The organism is Rhizobium grahamii CCGE 502, assembly GCF_000298315.2.
Taxonomy (GTDB): Bacteria; Pseudomonadota; Alphaproteobacteria; order Rhizobiales; family Rhizobiaceae; genus Rhizobium; species Rhizobium grahamii.
In genome coordinates this window covers 111,958-135,301 of sequence record NZ_AEYE02000010.1, presented here as the reverse complement: position 1 = coordinate 135,301, position 23,344 = coordinate 111,958, and the positions used below count along the sequence as shown (strand labels likewise).

Here is a 23,344-nt window from a genome sequence, read left to right as displayed (position 1 = left end):
GGGAATTTGCGTTTGAATTCGTAAGCGGTGGAAACTTAGCAGCGAGTCGCCATCAACATAGCCCCTCGTGGCAGAACGCACTGTTCAATGGCCATAGACGAAAAAATACTTGCAGCCAGTCGCGTGAGTAGCGGCGGCGACCCGGTTTGCAAGACCGACGAAGGGCGCTACCTATGTGGGGATCCAAATGTTCGGAAATTTCCCATGACCAATGAGACTATTGTCACCGCCGCCATGCTTGCCATCGGCGACGAACTTTTATCCGGCCGCACCAAGGACAAGAATATCGGCCATCTGGCGGATGTGCTGACGCTTTGTGGCATCGACCTCAAGGAGGTCCGTATCGTCGGTGACGAGGAAGATGCGATCGTCGCAGCGCTCAACGCCTTGCGCGTAAAATACGACTATGTCTTCACCTCAGGGGGCATCGGGCCGACCCATGACGACATCACCGCCGATGCCGTATCGGCAGCATTCGGGCTGCCGTGTGAATACGATGCCGACGCAATGACACTACTCGGCGATATGTATGCCAGCCGCGGCCTTGAATTCACCGACGCCAGGAAGAGAATGGCCCGGATGCCAAAAGGTGCGCGCCACATCCGCAACCCCGTCTCCACCGCGCCAGGCTTCGTTATCGACAACGTTCACGTGATGGCCGGTGTCCCGCAAGTCTTCCAGGCCATGGTCGACGCGGTCATCCCGACATTGCGCACCGGCACGCGGGTGCTCTCGCTTGGCATCTCCTGCCCGTTCGGAGAGGGTGACATCGGCACGCCGCTGGCTGCCATCCAAAAAGCTCATCCGGAGACGAACATAGGCTCCTACCCCCGATACGTCGGGCAAGCGTTCTCGACCGAAATCGTCGTCCGTGGCCGCTCCCAGAATGCGATCGACGCGGCGGGAGTCGACGTGCGCGCCATGATCGAAACCATTCGCCAGGCAAAGGAGGTTACGGAAAACCGCTCGGCAGAGGCCTAGTATGAGAGAGGTTCCGCATTGCCTTTGATGTGCATCAAGGAACCGGCGCCCTCGCCGGCGCATTCTCGTTGAAGATTAACTGATTTCATCCGCATAAGGAGAATTGTTTATGTCTTACAAAACCATACTTGCCATTCTCGATACCGTCGACAACGCTCCCGCTGTAGCGGATTTTGCATTTGCCATTGCCGCTGAGACCAATGCCCACGTTATCGGCCTTCATGCGGAAACCGTCGCTGTCGTGCCGCTCGTGGCGCCGATGGAAATACCCGATCCCGTCGCCGTGCAGGCGCTACAGGATATGGCGCATGCGGAAACGGTCGAAGTCGAACGCATCTTCCGCAAGAAGGCAGCGGCTGAAGGTGTCTCCTTTCAGTGGCGCAGCTTTGCCTCATCCACCGGCTACGGCACGGCACCCTTGATCGAAAGCGCTCGAAGCGCTGACCTGCTCATCGCGTCACAGGCAGATCCGGCCAAGCCGTCGGACAGTCACGTCGACATCGACAACTTTCTCTTCGAAAGCGGCCGCCCGGTGTTGATGATCCCCTTTGTGCTGCGCCAACCGAAACCGATCAAGCGGGTGCTCATCGCCTGGAACGGCTCACGGGAAGCGGCGCGCGCAGCGTTCGATGCCCTGCCAATCCTGAAGGCGGCCGATGAAGTCGAGATTTTTTCGGTCGATCCCGTCGACAATGCACTTCAGTCCGCTGCCGTCGCGGGCGCCGACATTGCCGCGGCTCTCTCCCGCCATGGCGTCAAAGTAACCCTGGCGACCGCCGAGAGCGCGGACAAATCGGCGTCAACAATTATTGAAAACCGTTTGTCGGACAGCAGTATCGATCTCTTGGTCATGGGTGCCTACACCCATTCGCGGCTTTGGCAGATGATTTTCGGCGGCACGACGAAAACGCTGCTGCAATCGATGACGGCCTTGACGCTGCTGTCGCGCTAGGAATCATGGGGCTTGCGTTTTGCCCCCGGATTCCGCTAATTGCGGCGACCGATGACGAGCTCCGGCTTCGGTCCTCTTATCGCGCAGTTTCGGCTGCGCGATTTGCGTTTGGCCGAGCGGAATGTCTTGTCCCGGCCGCCGGCGAACGGCGTGTCATCATTCATGCCGCGGAGCAAACCATGTCCCTTCCCGATAAAGCCTTTCCCGTTTCATGGGATCAGTTCCACCGCGATGCGCGCGCACTCGCCTGGCGCCTCGCCGGCCTTAAGCGCGATTTCAAAGCGATCGTCTGCATCACGCGCGGCGGCCTGGTACCAGCCGCCATCATCTCGCGCGAGCTCAATATCCGGCTGATCGAAACGGTCTGCGTCGCCTCCTACCATGACTATGTGAATCAGGGGGACATGATGCTCCTGAAGGGCATCGCGCCGGAACTGACTGCCGACCAAGGCGAGTCCGTCCTCGTCATCGACGACCTGACCGACACCGGCAAGACAGCCTCGGAAGTACGCACGATCCTGCCCAAGGCGCATTTCGCCTGTGTTTACGCAAAGCCGCAGGGTGTGCCGACGATCGATACCTTTGTCACGGAAGTCAGCCAGGATACCTGGATCTATTTCCCTTGGGACATGGGCTTCACCTATCAGGAACCGATTTCCAAGGGCAGTCGCGGCTAATGGCTGCCAGCGCAACCGCCCGGAATGGCAGCAATTTAAAATTGCACCAATCTTTGTTTAACTAACTCCTCGGATTCCGCTGTCGCGCGCCCGCCCTAGACCTTATTCTCCGAACCATATTCCCGCGCGGCAACGTCGTCGCGTTGTGGACTGGGTTAAAGGGAATGGTCGCGGCACGCGACGTTGGAACGAATATGATGCGTTGGGGCTACGTCGGGACAGTTGCGGCTTTGGGGCTTGGCATCTGTCTTTCGCCTACGGCTGTTTCGGCGGAACCGGCCTATGTGTCCGTCGTGCGGGAATATGTCGAGACGGTCGTCAAGCCGATGGTAAATACGCCGATCGTCCGCAAGGCGATCGAAGACCAGAACGCCAAGTTCGGTAATATCAGTGATGCCCACATACAGGTGCTCGATAACACATATCGCGCCGAGGTGCAGAGCGGCGGCTGGGAGATGGTCAGGCGCCTGCTCAACAAACCGGTGTCGCGATACCTCAAAACCAAGCAGGATGATTCGCAGGGCACCATCGTCGAGTTTTTCGTGACCGATCGTCACGGCCTGAATGTCGGCCAAGGCACGATGACAGCCGACTACTGGCAGGGCGACGAAGATAAGTTCCTCAGAACATTCGCCAAACAGTCCGACGAGATATTCATCGATCGCGCCGAGCGCGATGAACAGACGCAATTGTTGGAAACGCAAGCGAGCTTTGTCATCAAGGATGAGAACGGAACGCCTATAGGGATCGCAACGGTGACGATTGCGATTGACGCATTGTGACTGAAATTATCTCAAACGAATCGGCTGCCGCATTTGGCCTGCAAAAGCTGCAACCAAATCAACACGGTCGCAACTTTTCTTAGATTTTTTCGACTTTGGAGCGGTCAACGCTCGCAAGTCTTTGAATTCCTTGAACGACTTTCTTTTCCCCAGTGTCCACAGCCCGATCCACAATATGTTGTGGTGAACGCTTCGTTAAAAACAACCCCTTGACGGAATCGCCTGATTCCAACTTAATAGGTTCCGATGTTGCTGCGGCAGTTGGACCGGAATTAACGAGGCCGGTTCTCTTCAAAAATCGAGCGTAGAATCAGGGTGTTGCGTCCATGATGGATGACCGCCATGAGGGGCTTTGTGCGCGATTTTTATCTTCCGAAAAGTGGCATCCGGGGCTGGCGATAATAAGCTGTTAATACTATATTTAGTGTTTGCAGCCACCATCACCACAAGATACAGGAACGACATCTCCGGATGACACTCCTGTGACGATATGGAAACGAGAACTGGCTGCGCTCCTCACGGCGCCGCCTGAGGTGGAAACTTGCGCCTTGGTCGACGGGGACGGGGCGCGCAAGCTAGAGGTTAGAGAAATGCGCATAGAACGCCGTTTCACGAAGGCAGGACAAAGCGCTTACGCGGACATCGAATTCCGCAAGGCGACGAGCGAGATCAAGAACCCGGACGGGTCGATCGTATTCCGCCTCGAGAACATCGACGTTCCGGCGCAGTTCTCCCAGGTTGCCGCCGACATTCTGGCGCAGAAGTATTTCCGCAAGGCTGGCGTACCGGCGAAGCTCAAGAAGGTCGAGGAAAATGATGTTCCTTCCTTCCTGTGGCGTTCGGTTGCCGATGACGCGGCGCTGAAGGATGTTACGAAGGACCAGCAGTATGGTTCTGAAACCGACGCGCGTCAGGTCTTCGACCGTCTCGCCGGCACCTGGACCTACTGGGGCTGGAAGGGCGGCTATTTCTCGTCCGAGGAAGACGCCCTCGCCTTCAAGGACGAGCTTGCCTACATGCTTGCCACCCAGCGTGTTGCCCCGAATTCCCCGCAGTGGTTCAACACCGGCATGCACTGGGCCTACGGCATCGATGGCCCCGGTCAGGGCCACTTCTACGTCGACCCCTTCACCGGCAAGCTGGTGAAGTCGAAGTCGGCCTACGAGCATCCGCAGCCGCATGCCTGCTTCATTCAGTCCGTTGAAGACGATCTCGTCAATGAAGGCGGCATCATGGACCTTTGGGTCCGCGAAGCGCGCCTCTTCAAGTACGGCTCCGGCACTGGCTCCAACTTCTCGTATCTGCGCGGCGAAGGCGAAAAGCTTTCCGGCGGCGGCCGTTCCTCCGGCCTGATGAGCTTCCTGAAGATCGGTGACCGGGCTGCCGGCGCGATCAAGTCGGGCGGCACCACACGCCGCGCCGCGAAGATGGTGGTTGTCGATATCGATCACCCGGATATTGAAGAATATATCAACTGGAAGGTGAAAGAAGAGCAGAAGGTTGCCGCCCTCGTCACTGGCTCCAAGGTCGTTGCCAAGCACCTCAAGGCGATCATGAAGGCTTGCGTCAACTGCGAAGCCGACAACGGCGATTGCTTCGACCCGAACAAGAACCCTGCCCTGAAGCGCGAAATCCGTGCTGCCAAGAAGGACCAGGTTCCGGAAAACTATATCGGCCGCGTCATCCAGTTCGCCCGCCAGGGCTACAAAGACCTCGAGTTCAAGACCTACGACACCGACTGGGATTCGGAAGCCTACCTCACGGTTTCGGGCCAGAACTCCAACAACTCGGTCTCGATCAAGGACGACTTCCTGCGCGCTATTGAAAATGACGGTGACTGGAACCTGACCGCCCGCAAGGACGGCAAGGTCATGAAGACGCTGAAGGCACGCGACCTTTGGGAATCGATCTCCTACGCCGCATGGGCATCGGCCGATCCGGGCCTGCACTTCAACACGACGATGAACGACTGGCACACGAGCCCGGCTGCCGGCCCGATCCGTGCGTCCAACCCGTGCTCGGAATACATGTTCCTCGACGACACGGCCTGCAACCTCGCCTCGCTGAACCTGCTGCAGTTCAAGGACGCGGCAACCAAGCGCATCGATATCGCCGATTACGAACATGCCGTTCGTCTGTGGACGGTCGTTCTCGAAATCTCCGTCATGATGGCACAGTTCCCGTCGAAGCAGATCGCCGAGCGCTCCTACGAATACCGCACGATCGGCCTCGGCTACGCCAATATCGGCGGCCTCCTGATGTCGTCGGGCATTCCTTACGACAGCGACGAAGCCCGCGCCATCGCAGGCTCGCTGACCGCGATCATGACCGGCATTTCCTACGCCACCTCGGCCGAGATTTCCTCCGAACTCGGACCTTTCCCGATGTTCAAGCCGAACCGCGAAGCGATGCTGCGGGTCATCCGCAACCATCGCCGCGCTGCTTACGGCGAGACGTCGGGCTATGAAGGCCTGTCGATCAACCCGGTCGCGCTCATCCACTCGGAAAACCCGGACCAGGATCTGGCGGCTCACGCCAAGAGCGCCTGGGACAAGGCTCTCGAGCTCGGCGAAAAGCACGGCTACCGCAACGCCCAGGCAACCGTCATCGCGCCGACCGGCACGATCGGCCTCGTCATGGATTGCGACACGACCGGTATCGAGCCTGACTTCGCGCTGGTGAAATTCAAGAAGCTCGCCGGCGGCGGTTACTTCAAGATCATCAACCGCGCCGTTCCGGAAGCCCTGCGCACGCTCGGTTACTCCGAGAGCCAGATCGCCGAGATCGAAGCTTACGCTGTCGGCCACGGCAACCTGAACCAGGCACCGGCGATCAATCCCTCGACGCTGAAGGCCAAGGGCTTCACCGACGAGAAGGTCGATGCCGTCAACGCTGCGCTGAAGTCGGCCTTCGATATCAAATTCGTCTTCAACCAATGGACGCTCGGCACCGACTTCCTGAAGGGCACGCTGAAGGTCACGGACGAACAGCTCGCGGACATGAGCTTCAACCTGCTCGACCACCTCGGTTTCTCGAAGAAGGACATCGAGGCTGCAAACATTCACGTCTGCGGTGCAATGACTCTCGAAGGTGCACCCTTCCTAAAGAACGAACACCTCGCCGTATTCGATTGCGCCAACCCCTGCGGCAAGATCGGCAAGCGCTACCTCTCGGTCGACAGCCACATTCGCATGATGGCTGCTGCCCAGCCGTTCATCTCGGGTGCGATCTCCAAGACGATCAACATGCCGAACGACGCGACGGTCGACGATTGCAAGAGCGCCTACATGCTCTCCTGGAAGCTCGGCCTCAAGGCAAACGCTCTCTACCGCGACGGCTCCAAGCTGTCGCAGCCGCTGAACGCCTCGCTGATCGAAGACGAAACCGATGAGGATGCGGTCGAAGAACTGCTGCAGCAGCCGGTCGCCGCCCAGGCCGTCACCATCACCGAAAAGATCATCGAGCGTGTGGTCGAACGCGTCACCCGCGAACGCGAGAAGCTGCCGAACCGTCGCCAGGGCTACACCCAGAAGGCCGCCGTCGGCGGACACAAGGTGTACCTGCGCACCGGCGAATTCGGTGACGGCCGCCTCGGCGAGATCTTCATCGACATGCACAAGGAAGGCGCCGCCTTCCGTGCGATGATGAACAACTTCGCCATCGCCATCTCGCTCGGCCTGCAGTACGGCGTGCCGCTCGAAGAATATGTCGAGGCCTTCACCTTCACCAAGTTCGAGCCGGCCGGCATCGTCATCGGCAACGATGCGATCAAGAACGCCACGTCGATCCTCGACTACGTGTTCCGCGAACTCGCTGTCTCCTACCTCGGCCGCCACGACCTGGCACATGTGGATACGTCTGATTTCTCGAACACGGCACTCGGCAAGGGCATCCAGGAAGGCAAGACGAACCTCGTCTCGACCGGCTGGACCCGCGGCTACAAGCCGACGCTGGTAACGGGCAATGAACGTCAGGCAGGCGGTGAGCCGAAGGGCTCTGCTACCGCAGCTCCGGCACGTGCTTCCTCCGGCGCCACGGTGACCTCCTTTGCGGGTGCTGCCGCCCGCAAGATCGAACCGACGCTCGCCGTCTCCTCCTCCGAAATCGTCGCCTTCAAGCGCGACTACGAGGAGCGGGCAAAGGAGCTGGCCGAAGAGATCGCCGAGGAAGTGCTCGAAGAAGTCACGACCGAGGCCCAGCAGCAGGCAACCGCCCTCTTCTCCGACAAGGCAGCCGCCGACGCGGCTTCGGCCAAGACGGAAGCGAAGAAGGTCGAAGCCGAACGCCGCGCACGCTCGATCATGCAGGGCTATACCGGCAACATGTGCTCCGAGTGCCAGAACTTCACGATGGTCCGCAACGGCACCTGCGAGAAGTGCGACACATGCGGCGCGACGAGCGGCTGCAGCTGATAGCTGGTGCTCGACGACGACGCGGTACCGGCGGGGCACCTCGCAGGACTACACATACAAAAAGTCAAAGGGCGGCCGTTTGGCCGCTCTTTTTTTGCGTTATATGCGTAAGCGTTCAAAGCTTCTCGTACCGGCGATCTGAGCATGCGATGGCGTCACCGCGAGCAGCTAGTTCAGGCTGTAGAGGCAAGGATTGATGTCGTCGTCGACGCGATCGGGAAACAGTTGCCTGCGGGCTCGCTTCAAGGCTTCGACCTCCAGCCGATGCTGCTGGAGAAGTCGGTGACTCACGTCGTGGAATGGCGCGCCATCGGACTGCGCGACGCGGACAGTGCCGCCGTGCGCAAGAAACTCGCAGAACGACTGCGCGGAACGGAGCCGCGTGGTGATCTCGATATAGCGGTTTTCGTCAGCGTTCATCAGATCGCCTCCCATCCAGGAAGAGTCGATGCTGACTTTGGCGATATCATGGCCACTGCCCGTTGAATTCCTAGACACTCCTCGTTCCAATCAAGGTCGAGGGACTGATCTGTAACGAATGCGCTCCCTGCCCTGCGTCCGTCCGAAGGCACGACCGGCCAGCTTCTCCTGCACACCATTTCTTCAAAATGGCATCTTCCATTCTGTAATATTTGCATCAAGTTACCGTTGGTTTGCAGCGCCGCCAAAGCCGCGTCATGATGATGACGTAGTACCGCAGCGCGGTGGGCCAGCTCTGGCCGGACGCTCCATAATATGGGCGCCGGAAGGATGCTGGCGTGCCTTGCCACCATCGAAGCAATCACATCCAGAAAGAGGGGCCTGATCATGCCATTCATCAAGACCACGGACGGAACCGAAATCTTCTACAAGGATTGGGGTCCGGCCACCGCCCAGCCTGTTGTTTTCCATCATGGCTGGCCCCTCAGTGCAGACGACTGGGATGCGCAGATGATGTTCTTTCTGGACAAGGGCTATCGGGTGATCGCCCATGACCGGCGTGGCCACGGTCGCTCCAGCCAGACGTGGCAGGGCAACGAGATGGACACCTATGCCGCTGACGTTGCGGCCCTGACCGATGCGCTCGATCTCAAGAATGCAATCCATGTCGGCCACTCGACCGGCGGCGGCGAGGTTGCTCACTATGTCGCGCGTGCGAAGCCCGGCCGGGTCGCCAAGGCCGTTTTGATCGGCGCGGTACCCCCGATCATGGTCAAGTCGGACAAGAACCCCGGCGGTCTGCCGCTCGCGGTTTTCGACGGCTTCCGTGCGGCGCTCGTCGCCAACCGTGCGCAGTTCTTCCTAGACGTACCCACCGGCCCCTTCTACGGCTTCAACCGCCCGGGTGCCAAGGTCAGTCAGGGCGTCATCGAAAACTGGTGGCGGCAGGGGATGATGGGTGGTGCGAAGGCGCACTACGATTGCATCAAGGCCTTCTCCGAAACAGACTTTACCGAGGATCTCCAGCGGATCTCGGTACCGACGCTGGTGATGCATGGAGACGACGATCAGATCGTTCCCTATGCCGACTCCGCTCCGCTTTCGGTCAAGCTTCTGAAGCACGGCATACTCAAGACTTATGCCGGCTTGCCGCATGGCATGTGCACAACGCACCCTGATGTTATCAACGCCGACCTGCTGGAGTTCTTCCTGGACTAAGTATGTGGATCCGCGGCTCCGTTCGTCACGGCTGCCGCTATGCGGATGAGTATTCGCAGGCGAGTGCGGTCGCGCTCGCCCGCGACACACCACGTATTTGCCCAGCAAAGGAGACGGCTGTGACTACACGAGACAGCATTCCAAATGGATTGTCCCGGCGCGATCTGCTGAAGCTGACGGCTGCAGCAGCAGCGATGCTCGCTTCCCGCGATGCCATCGCGGCCGAGTTCCATCGCTTCCATCACGGCGCGTTCGACATCACGGTCGTCAGCGACGGTTTTCTAACGCTCCCGGTCGAGATCCTGCTGCCCGACGCCACGCCTGAAGAGCGCAAGGCGATCATGCCGCGGCTCGGCGGAAGTTCGGCTGCCGCTCCGGTCCAGGCCAATATCCCGCTGATCCGCCACGGCGACGACCTAATCCTCATCGACACCGGATCCGGCAGCCATTTCCAGGCGAGCGCCGGCAAACTGGCCGCAAACCTGCAATCACTCGGCGTCGCGCCGGAGGCGATCACCAAGGTGGTCTTCACCCACGCTCACCCTGATCACTCCGGCGCGACGACGACCGCCGATGGCAAGGTGCTTTATCCCAATGCCCAGTACTTCGTCAGCGAAGCCGAGTGGAGCTTCTGGACCGACAAGGACTATGAGACGCATATGCCGTCGGCGCTTCACGATTTTGCCCGCGGTGCGCAGCGGGACCTGTTTGCCGTCAAAGACCGTCTGACGTTGGTTCGGCCCGATCAGGAGATCATTCCAGGCATGCGAATCCTGCAGAGCCGCGGGCACACGCCGGGGCACATCTCGATCGAACTGGCTGGAGACGGTGGTCTGTTGATTACGGGTGACGCCTGCACCAACGACGTAATCTTCTTCGAACATCCCGCCTGGCATTTCGGCTTCGACACCGAGCCGGAGGTTGCGCTGAAAACCCGTCAAATGCTGTTGGATCGCGCCGCCACCGACAAGCTGAAGATGCTTGGCTATCACTGGAGTTACCCGGGCCTCGGCTACGCCGAACGCAAGGACACGTCCTATCGCTTTGTCGCGGCGTAGCTTTAAAGGCTACTGCGCGTCGGCGGATTCTGCCGGCGCGGCGGCTGGTTGCGGCAGTTCCTCCGCAATTTCTTCGGCAACGGCAGAAAGATCCAGATTTCCCCAGATCGACGCGGATTGGCGGCGCTCCGGGCGGCGCGAGGATTTGACTTCGACGATGAACGGCTTCGACTGAGCGCGCATGTGGTTCCTATTGAAAGGCGTTGAACGAATCCATCAACGTCTCAAACCTATGAAGCGTTCCCCGCTCGCGCAAGATCGTTCTTCACGCTGAATCCAGCCTCACACAGGCCAGGCGTCGATGGGAACAAGCATCAGGCGACCTGCGTTCCACTCTTGCAATCTGTAGGAAGCCGTCCCGCAAAATTCCTGAGAAAAGTTCTTGAAGGAACGATCGATGTCGATTACCTACCGCGTCGCGAACACGATGGCGCCTGGGCTTACCGCCTGGACGATGTCTGGTCGGAAACTTTCCCAACTCACGAACAAGCACTGGCAGCGGCCAAACAAGCCGCGGAGCGACAACAGCTCGATGGCCAGGATGCGGACATTACATATCAGCGTGCAGACGGCAGCTGGACAACGGAACGGTCGAACGGAGGCGACCGCCCCGAGGCCGATGTCGTCGATGACGCCAAGGAAAAAGACTAGGAATGACCATCAAAGAACGTTTTCTGAAGCAGCAGCATGCATGGATGCTCGGCGCATGCTATTCCCGCAAACATCCAGACTTCCAGCGCTATGGCGGCGTCGATGTTTCGATCTCGCCTCGCTGGAAAGACAGTGTTGAAACCTTCGTCAACGACATGCTCGATACCCTGCCCCGCAGCCTTGCCGAGCGCAGGCTGGCGCTGAGAAACCCACGCCGCCCCTTCGAGCCGGGCAATGTGGAATGGGTGTTCGCAAGCAAGCACTACGGCCTTCGCGCCCCTGATGGCACCCGGCCCGAGATGGCGGACGTTCGTTCCCGCCGAGCGTAAGCCGCTGTCTACACAATCATACCCTCGCCGGCGACGGACGTTTACCCAAATGTCTTTCGCCGGCGAACTCTTTCAAGAGCGCTCCCAGCTATCGCGGCCGCCGCGCGTTTCTCATCGCTACAATCACAATAATTCCGACCGCTGCAGCGAGGGCACCCCAATAAACCCAGGGCGTCTGGTTGATCATGAAGCTTTCTGCGGGATAGGGAAAATAGCCGCTGCCCTGCCCCATCCAAACGAGCCCGACAAGAATAAGCAGGCCAGCGACAAAATAGGCAATCTTGGCCATTCGACATTCCTCAGCATCGGTTGCGCAATCCGAGATCGGGAAGCGCAAAGGCGACATCGAAACAAACGCAATCAGGGCAGATCTGCGCATCTAGGCGGATGCGCAGACCGCGAGAACCTATTGCAGTGTACGGGGCTGCATATCCTGACCGAGCGCGATGCCCTGGCGCGGCTGTGTCGCGTTGCTCGCCCCGTCCAGGCCTGTCGCGACAACCGAGACGCGGAACTTGCCGTCGAGATTGCGATCGAAGATCGCGCCCACGACAATGTCCGCTTCATCCTGCACTTCGTCACGAATGCGACTTGCCGCCTCGTCCACTTCGAAGAGAGTCATGTCCGAGCCGCCGGAGATCGAGATCAGAACGCCCCTGGCACCCTTCATCGAGATATCGTCCAGCAGCGGGTTGGCGATCGCCGCCTCCGCTGCCTTCATCGCGCGCCCCTCACCCGAAGCCTCGCCTGTGCCCATCATCGCCCGGCCCATGCCGCGCATGACGGATTTCACGTCCGCGAAGTCGAGGTTGATGAGACCTTCCTTGACGATCAGATCGGTGATGCAGCCGACGCCGGCATAAAGCACGCGGTCGGCAGTCATGAAGGCATCCGCGAAGGTGGTCTTTGCATCGGCGATACGGAAAAGGTTCTGGTTCGGGATGACGATCACCGTATCGGCCGCTTCGCGGAGCGCCTCGATGCCGACATCGGCCGTTTTCATGCGGCGATTGCCTTCGAAGGTGAAGGGCTTCGTAACAACTCCAACCGTCAGAATGCCGGCGTTGCGGGCGGCCTGAGCGATGACCGGTGCCGCTCCGGTTCCGGTGCCGCCGCCCATGCCAGCTGTGACAAAGCACATATGCGAGCCGGCCAGATGATCCATGATCTCATCGATCGATTCTTCGGCGGCTGCGCGACCGACTTCCGGCAGCGAACCGGCGCCCAACCCTTCGGTCACATGCGCGCCAAGCTGGATACGGCGTGATGCCTTCGAGGTCGCCAGTACCTGTGCATCGGTATTGGCCGCAATGAACTCGACGCCTTCAAGATTTTCCGCAATCATGTTGTTGATGGCATTGCCACCGCCGCCGCCGACACCAATTACTGTAATTCTGGGCCGCATTTCGGAAATCCCGTTCTTGGCGTTCGTCATCGCAATCTCCTTCGTGCGTTTCGTCGTGGCTCCGCCGCTTATTGGGAACCGAATCAAGCATCAGACTAATCGCGCAACAAGGCAGAGCCGGGGCGAAAGAACAAGATGAAGCGCAGTTGAAACTTTATCCGGAACCTTTTTTAGCCCTCGTGCATTATATTGAATCATCCCCTGCCAGAGAGAGGAGTACCGTGCAGATGCCTACATCAGCCACCCGCCAGTCAGTTACCCCTCCAAACGAGCACATCCTAACAGCCCAGGAGGCCTTGGAACCGCTCTTCCTCAAGATCGAAGAGGAGGCCGAGGTCCGGATGATCGGCGCCGCCATTCGCGCTGGCTGGTCTGCAGAAGATGCGGTGGCAGCCATCGATGAGCTTCGCCGCAACGAACTTCTTCCCCGCGGCGGCCACTAAAAAGCTTGGGCGGCTTCAAAATATCACTCGCCTTGAGGGAGGGATGACCTAAGTTCTGCGCGGTCCATCAATCGCGGAAAGATCATCCCATGCCCTTCAAGAATATCTGCATCTTCGGAGCCGGTGCACTCGGCGGCGCCATCGCTGCCAAGCTTGCCTCCTCGCTCGGCGCAGAGGCGGCAGTTTCCGTTGTTGCTCGAGGCGCCCATCTGGCTGCCATTCGAAGCGAGGGGCTGCGTCTGCTCGAGGCCGGTGCAGAAGCGCCCTTTGCCGTCACCGTCGCCGCTACCGACGATCCGCGCGAGCTACCTCCACAGGATCTCGTCATCACCGGGCTAAAGGGCCATCAGCTCAGCGCTGCGGCCGAGGGAATCGGGCATCTGCTTGGGGATAGCACGCGTGTAGTGATGATCCTGAATGGCATTCCATGGTGGTATTTCCATCGCGATCAGAACAGCGGTCATGCGGAACTGCAGTTTGAGGAACTCGATGAAGGCGGCAAGCTATGGCGTTTTGTCGGCCCGCAGCGTGTAATCGGTTGCGTCGCCCATCAGGGAGCCGAAGTCAGCAAGCCCGGCGAGGTCAGGCTCAGCAACAAGGGCCATTTCATTCTCGGCGAGCCCTCTGGCGAAACCACTGCAGATTTGCGCGACATCGAGGCGCTTCTGCAGGGCGCCGGTATCGGCGTGAAGCTCTCGAGCCGCATTCGCGACGATATCTGGAGCAAACTGATGGGCAATGCCTCATTCAACCCAATCAGCGCTCTAACGCGGTCCTTGATGTCCGACCTGATGGCGGATGCCGCGATCACAGATCAGATCGGCAAGGTCATGAAGGAAGTAAAGGCCGTTGGGGAGGCGCTTGGGGCGAATGTCGGGATGTCCGTGGAACAGCGACTTGAACAGGCCCGACAGATTGGGCCGGTTCGCACGTCCACGCTGCAGGACCTGCTGGCAGGAAAGTCGCTCGAGATTACGCCGCTGGTGGGAATGGTCGTTTCACTCGGTCGCCTGACGGCAACTCCGACGCCGGTTTCCGAAACGATCCTGGCTCTTGTGTCGCAACTCGACCTGCAAAATTGCCGTCCGGCGAGGTGAATGCTCGACAGCCGAACAATTGCCGAGCCCGGCAAGTGTTCACAAGTTAATCGAAGAAATCTTTACAAGCCACTGAGATTCTACTTCAGCCACCCAGCCATGCGGTCAATTGCCTCGACGATTTCGGCCTGCGAGCCGGCATAAGACATGCGCATCGACCGATTGCCCTCCAGTGGGTCGAAATCCAGGCCTGGCGTTGCGGCAACGTTGATCTCGGCCAACATGCGCTTGGCAAACGCCATGCTGTCATTGGTGAACCGGGTGACATCGACATAAGCATAGAAGGCGCCATCCATCGGCGAAGCGATCGATAGCCCGATTTCCGGCAGACGCTTCAACAGAAACTCGCGGTTGGCCGCATAGCTCGCCTTGTAGACATCCAGTTCCGTGTTCGCCTCGAGCGCCGCGGTCGCCGCGATCTGTGAGAGTTCGGGCGGCGAGATATATAGGCTTTGCGCAACGCGCTCAATCGGGCGCACCAGCCGCTCGGGCAGCACCATCCAGCCGATGCGCCAGCCGGTCATGCAGTAGTACTTGGAGAACGAGTTGATTACGATCGCTTCATCGGTCAATTCCAGCGCGCTGGTTTCCTCGCCGGCAAACGTCAGCCCGTGGTAAATCTCGTCTGAAATGAATGCGATCGACTTAGCTAAGCAGTAATCAGCCAGCACCTGCAGTCCCTGGCGACCGGTCACCGTACCCGTCGGATTTGCAGGGCTCGCCAGCAGCACGCCCTTGAGCTTGACATTGTTTGTCTTTTGCGCGGCCTCAAGGCTTTCGGGCGTCAAAGTGAAATGCGTTTCGGCCGTCACCGGCACCTCGATCACTCTGAGGCCAAGCGCGCCGAGAATGTTGCGATAGGCGGGATAGCCCGGTCGGGCAATCGCGACCGCGTCGCCGACATCAAACAGCGAGAGAAACGCAAGGTTGAAGCCAGCGGAAGAACCGGTCGTTATCGCGATACGCAAAGGATCGATTTCCAGACCATGCCGCTCGCGATAGTGCCCGGCCAGTGCACGTTTCAGCCGCGGGGTGCCAAGCGCGTCCGTGTAGCCGATCCTGCCTTCGACAAGCGCCGTCTGTGCGGCCTCCAGTGCAGCCTGTGGCGCCGGATGAGAAGGCTGACCGACAGCCATGGAGATGACGGGATGACCGCTTGCTCGCCGCTTCGTCGCTTCGGCCAAAACATCCATGGCATGAAAGGGTTCGACTTCGCTGCGTTGGGAAATAGAAAACAAGGTCGCTTCTCTCTAACTTTGCGTGCGGCCAGACAATTGCCGTAATAATCGGATCATCACAATCCCGCGATTGAACAGTGGATACGAAAATTCCTGTTTGAAGACGACAGGACGCACCGTAACTTGGCGGCATCGGGTTCCGCCGTTAACCGTGCAGTGTTATCCGGCGTCTAGAACGACGCATACGAACTGCTGATAACGAGGATATAATGGCCATACTTCCGAAAATCTTCACCGCGCTGGCGCTTACTGCGTCGGTGGCAGCAGCCTATCCGGCAGCAGCACTCGATGACGCCCAGAAGAAGGAGTTCGGCGAGTTCATCAAGCAATACCTGATCGAAAACCCAGAGATTATGCTCGACGTTCAGGATGCCCTGCAGAAAAAGCAGGAACAGGCGCGCCTCGTTAAAGCCAATGCCGTGATCTCCGACAACAAGTCGACGATCTTCGATTCGAAGTATGACATAACGATCGGCAATCCGAAGGGCGACATCACCATCGTTGAATTCTTCGATTACAATTGCGGCTATTGCCGGCATGCCCTTTCCGACATGCAGACGATGCTCGAAAAAGACAAGAATGTCCGCTTCGTGCTCAAGGAATTCCCGATCCTCGGCCCGGAATCTGTCGCTGCCCACAAGGTTTCCGACGCCTTCCGCAAGCTGGCGCCGCAGAAGTACAGCGCGTTCCACATAGCCCTGCTCGGCAGCGATGGCCGCGCCGATGAAGCGAGTGCCATAGAAGTCGCCGAGACGCTTGGCGTCAGCGAAAAGCAGATCCGCGACGAGATGGCCAAGAGTTCGAGCGACGCCTCCGTGAAGGAGACCTATCAGCTCGCCCAGAGCCTTGGTATCACCGGCACGCCCTCCTATGTGATCGGCAACGAACTGGTTCAGGGCGCGGTCGGTTTCGACGACCTTGAGACCAAGGTCAAGAACATGCGCGCCTGCGGCAAGACAAGTTGCTGATAGGGCGCCCATCAAATCGCCAAAATCGAAGTGTTTCAGCCATGTGGACAAATATGGCGCGATTCGGGCTGCGCTTCCCAAAGGGCTTTCATTAGGCCCGTCGGGAGTCTATAGGTTGCCGTCTCGCATCTATTGGAACATTCGATGACGCAAACGATTTTCGTCCTGAACGGGCCCAACCTCAACATGCTCGGCAAAAGAGAGCCCGGCATCTATGGCGGCAAGTCGCTTCTGGATATCGAGGCGGATTGCAAGGTCGCCGGGCGCGAGCTCGGCTTCGATATCGATTTTCGCCAGAGCAACCACGAAGGTACGCTGGTCGACTGGTTCCATGAAGCGAACGATAAGGCAGTTGGCGTGGCGATTAATGCCGGCGCCTACACGCATACCTCGGTTGCGCTCCACGATGCAATTCGCGCTATTTCCATTCCGGTGATAGAGCTCCATATCTCCAACGTTCACGCGCGGGAAGAATTCCGCCACAAGTCGATGATTGCGCCAGCGGTGAAGGGCGTCATCTGCGGCTTCGGGCCTTACAGCTATATTCTGGCGCTGCAAGCGCTGAAGAATCTTACGGCATAAAAAGAAGACAGGGCAAACACTCATGGCTGAGAAGAAAAACGGTATCGACCAGGCGCTGATCCGCGATCTCGCGAACATCCTCAACGACACGGATCTCACGGAAATCGAAGTCGAGCAGGACGATCTGCGCATCCGCGTCTCGCGCGCCGGCAACACCCAGTATATTCAGGCTCCGATGGCTGCGCCCGCATTTGCGGCGGCTGCGGCGCCCGCAGTGGCAGCGCCAGTTGCCGCAGCGCCTGCCGCGCCCGCGCGCAATCCTGCCAACACCGTCAGCGCTCCGATGGTCGGCACCGCCTACATGGCGCCCGCTCCGGGGGCGCGCGCCTTCATCGAGCTCGGCGCGACCGTCAAGGAAGGCCAGACGCTGCTCATCATCGAAGCGATGAAGACCATGAACCAGATTCCTTCGCCGAAATCCGGCAAGGTCACCGAAATCCTCGTCGAGGACGGAAGCCCCGTCGAATACGGCCAAGCCCTCGTCGTTATCGAATAAGGCGGGCGTCATGGTCTCGAAAATCCTCATTGCCAACCGCGGGGAAATCGCGCTTCGCGTGCTGCGTGCCTGCAAGGAGCTCGGCATTCCCTGCGTCGTGGTTCACTCGACCGCAGACGCCGACGCCATGCATGTGCGCCTGGCCGACGAGAGCGTCTGCATCGGTCCTCCGCCTTCGCGCGACAGCTATCTGAACATCCACCAGATCGTCGCCGCCTGCGAAATCACCGGCGCCGATGCGGTTCACCCAGGCTATGGCTTCCTTTCCGAGAACGCAAAGTTCGCGGAAATCCTGGAAGCGCACGGCATCACCTTCATCGGTCCGACGGCGGAACATATCCGCCTTATGGGCGACAAGATCACCGCCAAGACGACGGCCCAGGAACTCGGCATCCCTGTTGTCCCGGGCTCGGACGGCGAGGTCAAGACCGAGGAAGACGCACTGCGGACTGCAGCCGAAATCGGCTATCCGGTTCTGATCAAGGCAACCGCTGGCGGCGGCGGCCGCGGCATGAAGGTCGCAAAGTCCGAAGCCGACCTGATCGAAGCCTGGTCGACGGCCCGCACCGAAGCGGCTGCCGCTTTCGGCAACGACGCCGTCTACATGGAAAAGTATCTCGGCAAGCCGCGCCACATCGAAATCCAGGTGTTCGGCGATGGCGAGGGCAACGCAATCCATCTCGGTGAACGCGACTGCTCGCTGCAGCGCCGCCACCAGAAGGTCTGGGAAGAAGCAAATTCGCCTGCCCTCAATGTCGAACAGCGCATGAAGATCGGCCAGGTTTGTGCCGACGCCATGAAGAAGCTGAAGTATCGCGGCGCCGGGACGATCGAGTTCCTGTACGAGAACGGCGAGTTCTATTTCATCGAAATGAACACCCGTCTGCAGGTGGAGCATCCGATCACCGAAGCGATCACCGGCATCGACCTCGTTCACGAGCAGATCCGCGTCGCCTCCGGCGGCGGACTTTCCGTGAAGCAGGAAGAAATCAACTTCCATGGCCATGCCATCGAGTGCCGCATCAACGCCGAGGACGCGCGTACTTTCGTGCCCTCTCCTGGCACGATCACGCACTTTCATGCGCCGGGTGGTCTTGGTGTTCGCGTCGACAGCGGCGCCTACCAGGGCTACAAGATCCCGCCGTACTACGACAGCCTCATCGGCAAGCTCATCGTGTTCGGACGCACGCGCGTTGAATGCATGATGCGTCTGCGCCGCGCGCTCGACGAGTTTGTCGTTGATGGCATCAAGACGACGCTTCCGTTGTTCCAGGATCTGGTGGACAATCAGGATATCGCCAACGGCGACTACGATATCCACTGGCTGGAAAACTATCTGGCCAACAAACCGGCGTAACAAAGAATGGCAGGATCGCGCAGGAAGTCTCCAGGCATAACACCGGAAATCCTCCTGCGCGCCTACTCCATCGGCCTATTTCCCATGGCCGAGTCGGCTGACGACCCAGAGATATTCTGGGTCGAGCCTGATCTTCGCGGCGTCTTGCCGCTCGACGAATTCCACGTTTCCAAAAGCCTCGCCAAGACGATCCGGCGCAAGCCGTTCGACATCCGCTTCAACCACGATTTCGATGCGGTCATCACGGCCTGCGCGGCAGAGACCGGGGACAGGCCGAGCACCTGGATCAATCAAACCATCAAGACGCTCTATTCCACGCTGCATCGGATCGGCCACGCACACTCGGTAGAGGCGTGGGACGGGGACGAACTCGTCGGCGGACTGTACGGCGTATCGCTGGGCTCGGCGTTCTTCGGTGAAAGTATGTTTTCCCGGCGGACAAACGCCTCGAAGATCTGCCTCGTTCATCTCGTGGAAAACCTGCGGGCCAAGGGCTTTACCCTGCTCGACACGCAGTTTACGACCGAGCACCTCAAGACGTTCGGAGCCATCGACGTTCCGAAGGACGAGTATACTCACATGCTGGCGGCAGCCATGGCTTCACCGAACCTTGAATTCTGAGAATTAGTTGGCCGCTTTGTCGGGTGCCGGAACGTCCGAGTTCTGCTTGCAGTCCTTCAGCCAGACGTCGTAGATCGGATGCTCGACGGCGTTAAGGCCCGGGCTGTCGGCGAACATCCAGCCGGTGAAGATACGGCGGATCTTGCGGTCGAGCGTGATCTCGTCGACTTCCACGAAACCGTCGATCTTCTGCGCTTCGGCCTGATCGCGCGAATAGCAGGCCTTCGGCGTCACCTGGAGCGCGCCGAATTGCACGGTCTCGTTGACGTAGACGTCGAAGGTCGTGATGCGGCCAGTGATCTTGTCGAGGCCAGAGAACACGGCAACCGAATTCTCGATCCGGGCAGCGGAGGCGGCTTGTGGGAGAAGCGTCGAGCTAAGCGCCAGCGAAAGCCCGGCGGCACGCAGGAGCTGGTTCCGCGTGAAAAGCTTCATGTCTGCCCGTCTCCACAGCATCTTAAAATCGAAGGCCGCAATCGCTGCGGCCATTCTGCGGGTAATGGTCAATTGTGGCTAAAAGCGGGGCTGTCGCCGCGCGCTCAATTGCCAGGCGTCCAGGCATCGTAGTCGCCAGTTACCCGCGGACGTTCACCAGGAACGACCAGCGAGCCGGGCGGTCGGTAAGCCTGCGGCGAACCCGTCGGGTTGGCGCGATGCGGCTTCTGCCATTCCTTGGCAACATAGTTTTCCTGGGTCGGCGGAACGTTGGTGCGGTGATGCATCCAGCCATGCCAGCCGGGCGGAATGGCGGATGCTTCGGCATAGCCCTTATAAATGACCCAACGCTTCGGGAGGCCGTAGGACGACATGCCGCCTTCGTAGTAAACATTGCCCAATTCGTCTTCACCGACGCGCTTGCCGAAACGCCAGGTCGCGAAACGCGTACCGATCGTCTGACCGTTCCACCAGGTGAAGATTTGCACGAGGAGATTCTTCATGTCTTTTCCTTGGGCTAGTCGGACGGCAAGCGGGACCAGAATTTGATCCCTCGCTTATGCCGCCAGCGAGGTGCATTGTCCAGTGATTCCAAAGCCACACAGGCTCATTTCAAGGCCATCTTGAAGCCAAAATGCGATTGCTTGAAGCCGAGTCGCTCGTAGAAGCGGTGGGCGTCCTTGCGACTGGCGTTCGAGGTTAGTTGAACGAGGCGCAGGCCGCGACGTTTTGCCTCCGCGATGGCAAACTCGATCATCCGGGCGCCAATACCCTGCCCGCGCATGTCGCCACGCGTCTGCACCGCCTCGATGATCATCGACGATGAACCGCGACCAACCAGGGATGTCACGATCATCGCCTGGAACGTGCCGACAACCTGGCCCCCGAGCTCCGCCACATACAACGTTTGATCGCGCGATGAAGCGATGCGTTCAAAAGCCTTCAGATATTCCCCAAAGATCTCAGGGGCAGTCGTGTCACCGTGACCGCCGAGATCGTCGGCGGCAAAGATGGCGACAAGCGCGGCAACGTCGGCGCTGCGCGCCTCGCGAATAACTGTTTGGCTCATGATTGGTTAGCGCAGTTCCAGGGGCTTTTCGAGGATCAAAGTCGGTATGCCGGACTGCCCCGGCCCGTCGTTTTCATTGCGGCCGACATCCTCGAAACCATGGGCATGGTAAAAGGCGATGGCCGTCGCGTTTTGCGGTTCGATTTCGAGACGCATGATCTCGGCATCGGGAAAACAGGTTTCCAACTCGGCGAAGATCTCGCGCCCAATGCCCTGCCGATGCAGCGGCGGACGGACATAGAGCAGATGAAGCATGACGGTCTTCGTCATTTCATCCGACATGGCGGCATAACCGATGCCGCCGATATCCTTGCCGTTATCGGCAACGAGGAACTCAGCATTCTTTTTCGCCAGCCGCGCCTGCAGCGCAGCTGGCGAAAACAGATGACCAACGAGATCCTTCACCTTCGCTTCGCCATAGAGGCCAGCATAGGTCGCGCGAAACCCCTCGTCCAACAAGGTGCGCATCTTGCTGAGATCACCCTCGCTGGCGGTGCGCACGAAATACACGGTCTTACTCCTCGATGCCGAGCTTCGCTTTCACGAGAGCCTGCACGGCCTGCGGATTTGCCTTACCGCCGGTCGCCTTCATGACCTGACCGACAAACCAGCCGGCAAGCGTCGGCTTGGCCTGGACCTTTGCGACCTGATCCGGGTTGGCGGCGATGATCTCGTCCACGGCCCGCTCGATCGCGCCGGTATCGGTCACCTGCTTCATGCCTCTGGTTTCGACGATCTCGGCCGGATCGCCGCCCTCGTTCAGCACGATTTCGAACAGGTCTTTCGCGATCTTTCCTGAAATAGTCTCCGCCTTGATGAGGTCAATGATCGCACCAAGCTGAGCCGGCGAAACGGAGGTTTCCTCGATGCTCTTGCCGGTGCGGTTCAAGGCACCGAGCAGGTCGTTGATGACCCAGTTGGCGGCCGCCTTGCCATCGCGGCCTTCGGCCACGGCTTCGAAATAGTCGGCAATCGCCTTTTCCGAGACGAGAACGGAAGCGTCATAGATCGACAGACCGAGTTCGCGCACGAAGCGTTCCTTCTTGTCGTCGGGGAGCTCCGGCAGATCGGCTTCCAGCGCCTTGACGAAGGCATCGTCGAACTCGAGCGGCAGCAGATCCGGGTCCGGGAAGTAGCGGTAGTCATGCGCATCCTCCTTGGAGCGCATCGACCGCGTCTCGCCCTTGTTTGGGTCGAAGAGACGGGTCTCCTGCTCGATCGCGCCGCCATCTTCCAGAATGCCGATCTGGCGGCGGGCTTCGTATTCGATCGCCTGACCGATGAACCGGATGGAGTTGACGTTCTTGATCTCGCAACGCGTGCCGAAGCCTTCGCCTGGGCGACGGACCGAGACGTTGACGTCGGCGCGCATCGAGCCCTCGTCCATGTTGCCGTCGCAGGTGCCGAGGTAGCGCACGATCGAGCGCAGCTTTGTCATGTAGGCCTTGGCTTCGTCGGACGAGCGCATGTCGGGCTTGGAGACGATTTCCATCAGCGCAACGCCCGAGCGGTTCAGGTCGACATACGACATGGTGGCATGCTGGTCATGCAGCGACTTGCCGGCGTCCTGTTCCAGATGCAGGCGCTCGATGCCGATCTCGATGTCCTCGAACTGACCCTGACGATCCGGACCGAGCGAGATGACGATCTTGCCCTCGCCGACGATCGGATCCTTGAACTGCGAGATCTGATAGCCCTGCGGCAGGTCGGGATAGAAATAGTTCTTGCGGTCGAAGATCGAGCGCTTGTTGATCTGCGCCTTCAGGCCAAGACCGGTGCGGACCGCCTGGGCGACGCATTCCTCGTTGATGACGGGCAGCATGCCGGGCATCGCGGCATCGACGAGCGAAACGTTGGAATTCTGCGGCTTGCCGAATTCGGTCGCAGCGCCCGAGAACAGCTTCGAATTCGACAGCACCTGTGCATGGACTTCCATGCCGATGATGACTTCCCAATCGCCAGTGGCGCCAGGAATGAAGCGTTTCGGATCAGGCGTGCGAACGTCGACAATGGTCATTGGGATGCTCTTTTTGAGGCTGTTCTTTTCAACTGGTGAGGTAACGGAAATGGCTTGCCGGTGCAAGGCTTTCGGCTGTGCGTCGCAGCGAGCCGGCCGGTTTGGCGCATGTTAACGCAATACCACTAACCTGCTC

General features: G+C 59.4%; 25 protein-coding genes and 1 pseudogene. 16 read left to right on the top strand and 10 right to left on the bottom strand.

The genetic code is table 11. The features are described from left to right. The first annotated feature begins 204 nt into the window (after positions 1-204). The 5 genes from RGCCGE502_RS08185 (at position 205) to RGCCGE502_RS08165 (ending at position 7,804) form a co-directional block, all read left to right on the top strand. Positions 205-981, top strand: coding sequence for a competence/damage-inducible protein A (locus RGCCGE502_RS08185; RefSeq protein ID WP_016553684.1), 777 nt, complete (start codon positions 205-207; stop codon positions 979-981). Positions 982-1,090: 109 nt separating this feature from the next. Continuing rightward, positions 1,091-1,933 carry a universal stress protein gene (locus RGCCGE502_RS08180; protein WP_016553683.1) on the top strand — a complete coding sequence of 281 codons (843 nt, stop codon included), beginning with the start codon at positions 1,091-1,093 and terminating at the stop codon, positions 1,931-1,933. Between the two features lie 179 nt (positions 1,934-2,112). Continuing rightward, positions 2,113-2,610 (top strand): xanthine phosphoribosyltransferase, encoded by a 498-nt coding sequence (gene gpt / locus RGCCGE502_RS08175; protein WP_016553682.1) that lies wholly within the window; start codon positions 2,113-2,115, stop codon positions 2,608-2,610. Between the two features lie 194 nt (positions 2,611-2,804). Next, entirely contained in the window at positions 2,805-3,392 is a 588-nt protein-coding gene (locus tag RGCCGE502_RS08170; RefSeq protein WP_040674208.1) for a hypothetical protein, read from the top strand. Positions 3,393-3,982: 590 nt separating this feature from the next. Further along, positions 3,983-7,804 (top strand): vitamin B12-dependent ribonucleotide reductase, encoded by a 3,822-nt coding sequence (locus tag RGCCGE502_RS08165; protein ID WP_016553680.1) that lies wholly within the window; start codon positions 3,983-3,985, stop codon positions 7,802-7,804. Between the two features lie 168 nt (positions 7,805-7,972). Here the strand turns inward: RGCCGE502_RS08165 and RGCCGE502_RS35210 are convergent, their stop codons facing one another. Continuing rightward, positions 7,973-8,224, bottom strand: coding sequence for a hypothetical protein (locus RGCCGE502_RS35210; protein WP_081647234.1), 252 nt, complete (start codon positions 8,222-8,224; stop codon positions 7,973-7,975). A 387-nt stretch (positions 8,225-8,611) separates the two neighbouring features. Between RGCCGE502_RS35210 and RGCCGE502_RS08155 the strand changes: the two genes are divergently transcribed. Both RGCCGE502_RS08155 and RGCCGE502_RS08150 read left to right on the top strand, forming a co-directional pair. Next, positions 8,612-9,442 carry an alpha/beta fold hydrolase gene (locus RGCCGE502_RS08155; RefSeq protein WP_016553678.1) on the top strand — a complete coding sequence of 277 codons (831 nt, stop codon included), beginning with the start codon at positions 8,612-8,614 and terminating at the stop codon, positions 9,440-9,442. A 119-nt stretch (positions 9,443-9,561) separates the two neighbouring features. Beyond that, positions 9,562-10,500: an MBL fold metallo-hydrolase gene (locus RGCCGE502_RS08150; protein ID WP_040674207.1), complete on the top strand. Its 939-nt coding sequence runs from the start codon at positions 9,562-9,564 to the stop codon at positions 10,498-10,500. Between the two features lie 9 nt (positions 10,501-10,509). Here the strand turns inward: RGCCGE502_RS08150 and RGCCGE502_RS37180 are convergent, their stop codons facing one another. Continuing rightward, positions 10,510-10,683 (bottom strand): hypothetical protein, encoded by a 174-nt coding sequence (locus RGCCGE502_RS37180; RefSeq protein ID WP_016553676.1) that lies wholly within the window; start codon positions 10,681-10,683, stop codon positions 10,510-10,512. 214 nt (positions 10,684-10,897) lie between these two features. Between RGCCGE502_RS37180 and RGCCGE502_RS08145 the strand changes: the two are divergent. Further along, positions 10,898-11,151: pseudogene (locus RGCCGE502_RS08145) on the top strand (DUF2188 domain-containing protein). Positions 11,152-11,153: 2 nt separating this feature from the next. Continuing rightward, a complete protein-coding gene (locus RGCCGE502_RS08140) occupies positions 11,154-11,480 on the top strand; it encodes a hypothetical protein (protein WP_016553674.1) in 327 nt (108 codons plus the stop codon). An 88-nt stretch (positions 11,481-11,568) separates the two neighbouring features. Here RGCCGE502_RS08140 and RGCCGE502_RS08135 read toward each other — a convergent pair whose 3' ends face one another. Together RGCCGE502_RS08135 and ftsZ are read right to left on the bottom strand one after the other, a co-directional pair. Further along, positions 11,569-11,769, bottom strand: coding sequence for a hypothetical protein (locus RGCCGE502_RS08135; RefSeq protein WP_016553673.1), 201 nt, complete (start codon positions 11,767-11,769; stop codon positions 11,569-11,571). Between the two features lie 117 nt (positions 11,770-11,886). Continuing rightward, the gene (gene ftsZ / locus RGCCGE502_RS08130; protein WP_016553672.1) at positions 11,887-12,915 is read right to left on the bottom strand and encodes a cell division protein FtsZ; all 1,029 of its coding nucleotides are present in this window, start codon (positions 12,913-12,915) and stop codon (positions 11,887-11,889) included. Between the two features lie 197 nt (positions 12,916-13,112). Here ftsZ and RGCCGE502_RS08125 point away from each other — a divergent pair, with 197 nt between their 5' ends. Beyond that, positions 13,113-13,328, top strand: coding sequence for a hypothetical protein (locus tag RGCCGE502_RS08125; RefSeq protein ID WP_040674191.1), 216 nt, complete (start codon positions 13,113-13,115; stop codon positions 13,326-13,328). A gap of 89 nt (positions 13,329-13,417) precedes the next feature. Continuing rightward, on the top strand, positions 13,418-14,425 hold the full coding sequence (locus RGCCGE502_RS08120) for a ketopantoate reductase family protein (RefSeq protein ID WP_016553670.1): 1,008 nt from the start codon (positions 13,418-13,420) through the stop codon (positions 14,423-14,425). 80 nt (positions 14,426-14,505) lie between these two features. Here the strand turns inward: RGCCGE502_RS08120 and RGCCGE502_RS08115 are convergent, their stop codons facing one another. Further along, positions 14,506-15,663, bottom strand: coding sequence for a pyridoxal phosphate-dependent aminotransferase (locus RGCCGE502_RS08115; protein WP_016553669.1), 1,158 nt, complete (start codon positions 15,661-15,663; stop codon positions 14,506-14,508). Between the two features lie 209 nt (positions 15,664-15,872). On the opposite strand from RGCCGE502_RS08115, the gene RGCCGE502_RS08110 reads away from it, so the two are divergent. The 5 genes from RGCCGE502_RS08110 (at position 15,873) to aat (ending at position 19,687) form a co-directional block, all read left to right on the top strand. Next, positions 15,873-16,631, top strand: a complete 759-nt coding sequence (locus tag RGCCGE502_RS08110) for a DsbA family protein (RefSeq protein WP_016553668.1) — start codon at positions 15,873-15,875, stop codon at positions 16,629-16,631. A gap of 144 nt (positions 16,632-16,775) precedes the next feature. Beyond that, the gene (gene aroQ, locus RGCCGE502_RS08105) at positions 16,776-17,213 is read left to right on the top strand and encodes a type II 3-dehydroquinate dehydratase (RefSeq protein WP_016553667.1); all 438 of its coding nucleotides are present in this window, start codon (positions 16,776-16,778) and stop codon (positions 17,211-17,213) included. Positions 17,214-17,235: 22 nt separating this feature from the next. After that, the gene (accB, locus tag RGCCGE502_RS08100) at positions 17,236-17,709 is read left to right on the top strand and encodes an acetyl-CoA carboxylase biotin carboxyl carrier protein (protein WP_016553666.1); all 474 of its coding nucleotides are present in this window, start codon (positions 17,236-17,238) and stop codon (positions 17,707-17,709) included. A 10-nt stretch (positions 17,710-17,719) separates the two neighbouring features. Next, positions 17,720-19,066 (top strand): acetyl-CoA carboxylase biotin carboxylase subunit, encoded by a 1,347-nt coding sequence (accC, locus tag RGCCGE502_RS08095; RefSeq protein WP_016553665.1) that lies wholly within the window; start codon positions 17,720-17,722, stop codon positions 19,064-19,066. A gap of 6 nt (positions 19,067-19,072) precedes the next feature. Continuing rightward, a complete protein-coding gene (aat, locus tag RGCCGE502_RS08090; protein ID WP_016553664.1) occupies positions 19,073-19,687 on the top strand; it encodes a leucyl/phenylalanyl-tRNA--protein transferase in 615 nt (204 codons plus the stop codon). Between the two features lie 3 nt (positions 19,688-19,690). On the opposite strand, the gene RGCCGE502_RS08085 is transcribed toward aat, so the two are convergent. From RGCCGE502_RS08085 to gatB, 5 genes are all read right to left on the bottom strand, one after another. Beyond that, complete coding sequence (locus RGCCGE502_RS08085; protein ID WP_016553663.1) at positions 19,691-20,122, bottom strand: DUF2155 domain-containing protein; 432 nt, start codon at positions 20,120-20,122, stop codon at positions 19,691-19,693. Positions 20,123-20,226: 104 nt separating this feature from the next. Beyond that, complete coding sequence (locus RGCCGE502_RS08080; RefSeq protein ID WP_016553662.1) at positions 20,227-20,625, bottom strand: NADH:ubiquinone oxidoreductase subunit NDUFA12; 399 nt, start codon at positions 20,623-20,625, stop codon at positions 20,227-20,229. 104 nt (positions 20,626-20,729) lie between these two features. Then, complete coding sequence (locus RGCCGE502_RS08075; protein ID WP_016553661.1) at positions 20,730-21,191, bottom strand: GNAT family N-acetyltransferase; 462 nt, start codon at positions 21,189-21,191, stop codon at positions 20,730-20,732. 6 nt (positions 21,192-21,197) lie between these two features. Next, a complete protein-coding gene (locus tag RGCCGE502_RS08070; protein WP_016553660.1) occupies positions 21,198-21,701 on the bottom strand; it encodes a GNAT family N-acetyltransferase in 504 nt (167 codons plus the stop codon). A 4-nt stretch (positions 21,702-21,705) separates the two neighbouring features. Then, complete coding sequence (gene gatB / locus RGCCGE502_RS08065; protein WP_016553659.1) at positions 21,706-23,208, bottom strand: Asp-tRNA(Asn)/Glu-tRNA(Gln) amidotransferase subunit GatB; 1,503 nt, start codon at positions 23,206-23,208, stop codon at positions 21,706-21,708. Between the last annotated feature and the right edge of the window lie 136 nt (positions 23,209-23,344).

Excerpts from the sequence above, each read along its gene's own strand:
- RGCCGE502_RS08185 (WP_016553684.1), top strand. The coding sequence starts at position 205 with ATGACCAATGAGACTATTGTCACCGCCGCCATGCTTGCCATCGGCGAC.
- RGCCGE502_RS08180 (WP_016553683.1), top strand. The coding sequence starts at position 1,091 with ATGTCTTACAAAACCATACTTGCCATTCTCGATACCGTCGACAACGCT.
- gpt (WP_016553682.1), top strand. The coding sequence starts at position 2,113 with ATGTCCCTTCCCGATAAAGCCTTTCCCGTTTCATGGGATCAGTTCCAC.
- RGCCGE502_RS08170 (WP_040674208.1), top strand. The coding sequence starts at position 2,805 with ATGATGCGTTGGGGCTACGTCGGGACAGTTGCGGCTTTGGGGCTTGGC.
- RGCCGE502_RS08165 (WP_016553680.1), top strand. The coding sequence starts at position 3,983 with ATGCGCATAGAACGCCGTTTCACGAAGGCAGGACAAAGCGCTTACGCG.
- RGCCGE502_RS35210 (WP_081647234.1), bottom strand. The coding sequence starts at position 8,224 with ATGAACGCTGACGAAAACCGCTATATCGAGATCACCACGCGGCTCCGT.
- RGCCGE502_RS08155 (WP_016553678.1), top strand. The coding sequence starts at position 8,612 with ATGCCATTCATCAAGACCACGGACGGAACCGAAATCTTCTACAAGGAT.
- RGCCGE502_RS37180 (WP_016553676.1), bottom strand. The coding sequence starts at position 10,683 with ATGCGCGCTCAGTCGAAGCCGTTCATCGTCGAAGTCAAATCCTCGCGC.
- RGCCGE502_RS08140 (WP_016553674.1), top strand. The coding sequence starts at position 11,154 with ATGACCATCAAAGAACGTTTTCTGAAGCAGCAGCATGCATGGATGCTC.
- RGCCGE502_RS08135 (WP_016553673.1), bottom strand. The coding sequence starts at position 11,769 with ATGGCCAAGATTGCCTATTTTGTCGCTGGCCTGCTTATTCTTGTCGGG.
- ftsZ (WP_016553672.1), bottom strand. The coding sequence starts at position 12,915 with ATGACGAACGCCAAGAACGGGATTTCCGAAATGCGGCCCAGAATTACA.
- RGCCGE502_RS08125 (WP_040674191.1), top strand. The coding sequence starts at position 13,113 with ATGCCTACATCAGCCACCCGCCAGTCAGTTACCCCTCCAAACGAGCAC.
- RGCCGE502_RS08120 (WP_016553670.1), top strand. The coding sequence starts at position 13,418 with ATGCCCTTCAAGAATATCTGCATCTTCGGAGCCGGTGCACTCGGCGGC.
- RGCCGE502_RS08110 (WP_016553668.1), top strand. The coding sequence starts at position 15,873 with ATGGCCATACTTCCGAAAATCTTCACCGCGCTGGCGCTTACTGCGTCG.
- aroQ (WP_016553667.1), top strand. The coding sequence starts at position 16,776 with ATGACGCAAACGATTTTCGTCCTGAACGGGCCCAACCTCAACATGCTC.
- accB (WP_016553666.1), top strand. The coding sequence starts at position 17,236 with ATGGCTGAGAAGAAAAACGGTATCGACCAGGCGCTGATCCGCGATCTC.
- accC (WP_016553665.1), top strand. The coding sequence starts at position 17,720 with ATGGTCTCGAAAATCCTCATTGCCAACCGCGGGGAAATCGCGCTTCGC.
- aat (WP_016553664.1), top strand. The coding sequence starts at position 19,073 with ATGGCAGGATCGCGCAGGAAGTCTCCAGGCATAACACCGGAAATCCTC.
- RGCCGE502_RS08085 (WP_016553663.1), bottom strand. The coding sequence starts at position 20,122 with ATGAAGCTTTTCACGCGGAACCAGCTCCTGCGTGCCGCCGGGCTTTCG.
- RGCCGE502_RS08080 (WP_016553662.1), bottom strand. The coding sequence starts at position 20,625 with ATGAAGAATCTCCTCGTGCAAATCTTCACCTGGTGGAACGGTCAGACG.
- RGCCGE502_RS08075 (WP_016553661.1), bottom strand. The coding sequence starts at position 21,191 with ATGAGCCAAACAGTTATTCGCGAGGCGCGCAGCGCCGACGTTGCCGCG.
- gatB (WP_016553659.1), bottom strand. The coding sequence starts at position 23,208 with ATGACCATTGTCGACGTTCGCACGCCTGATCCGAAACGCTTCATTCCT.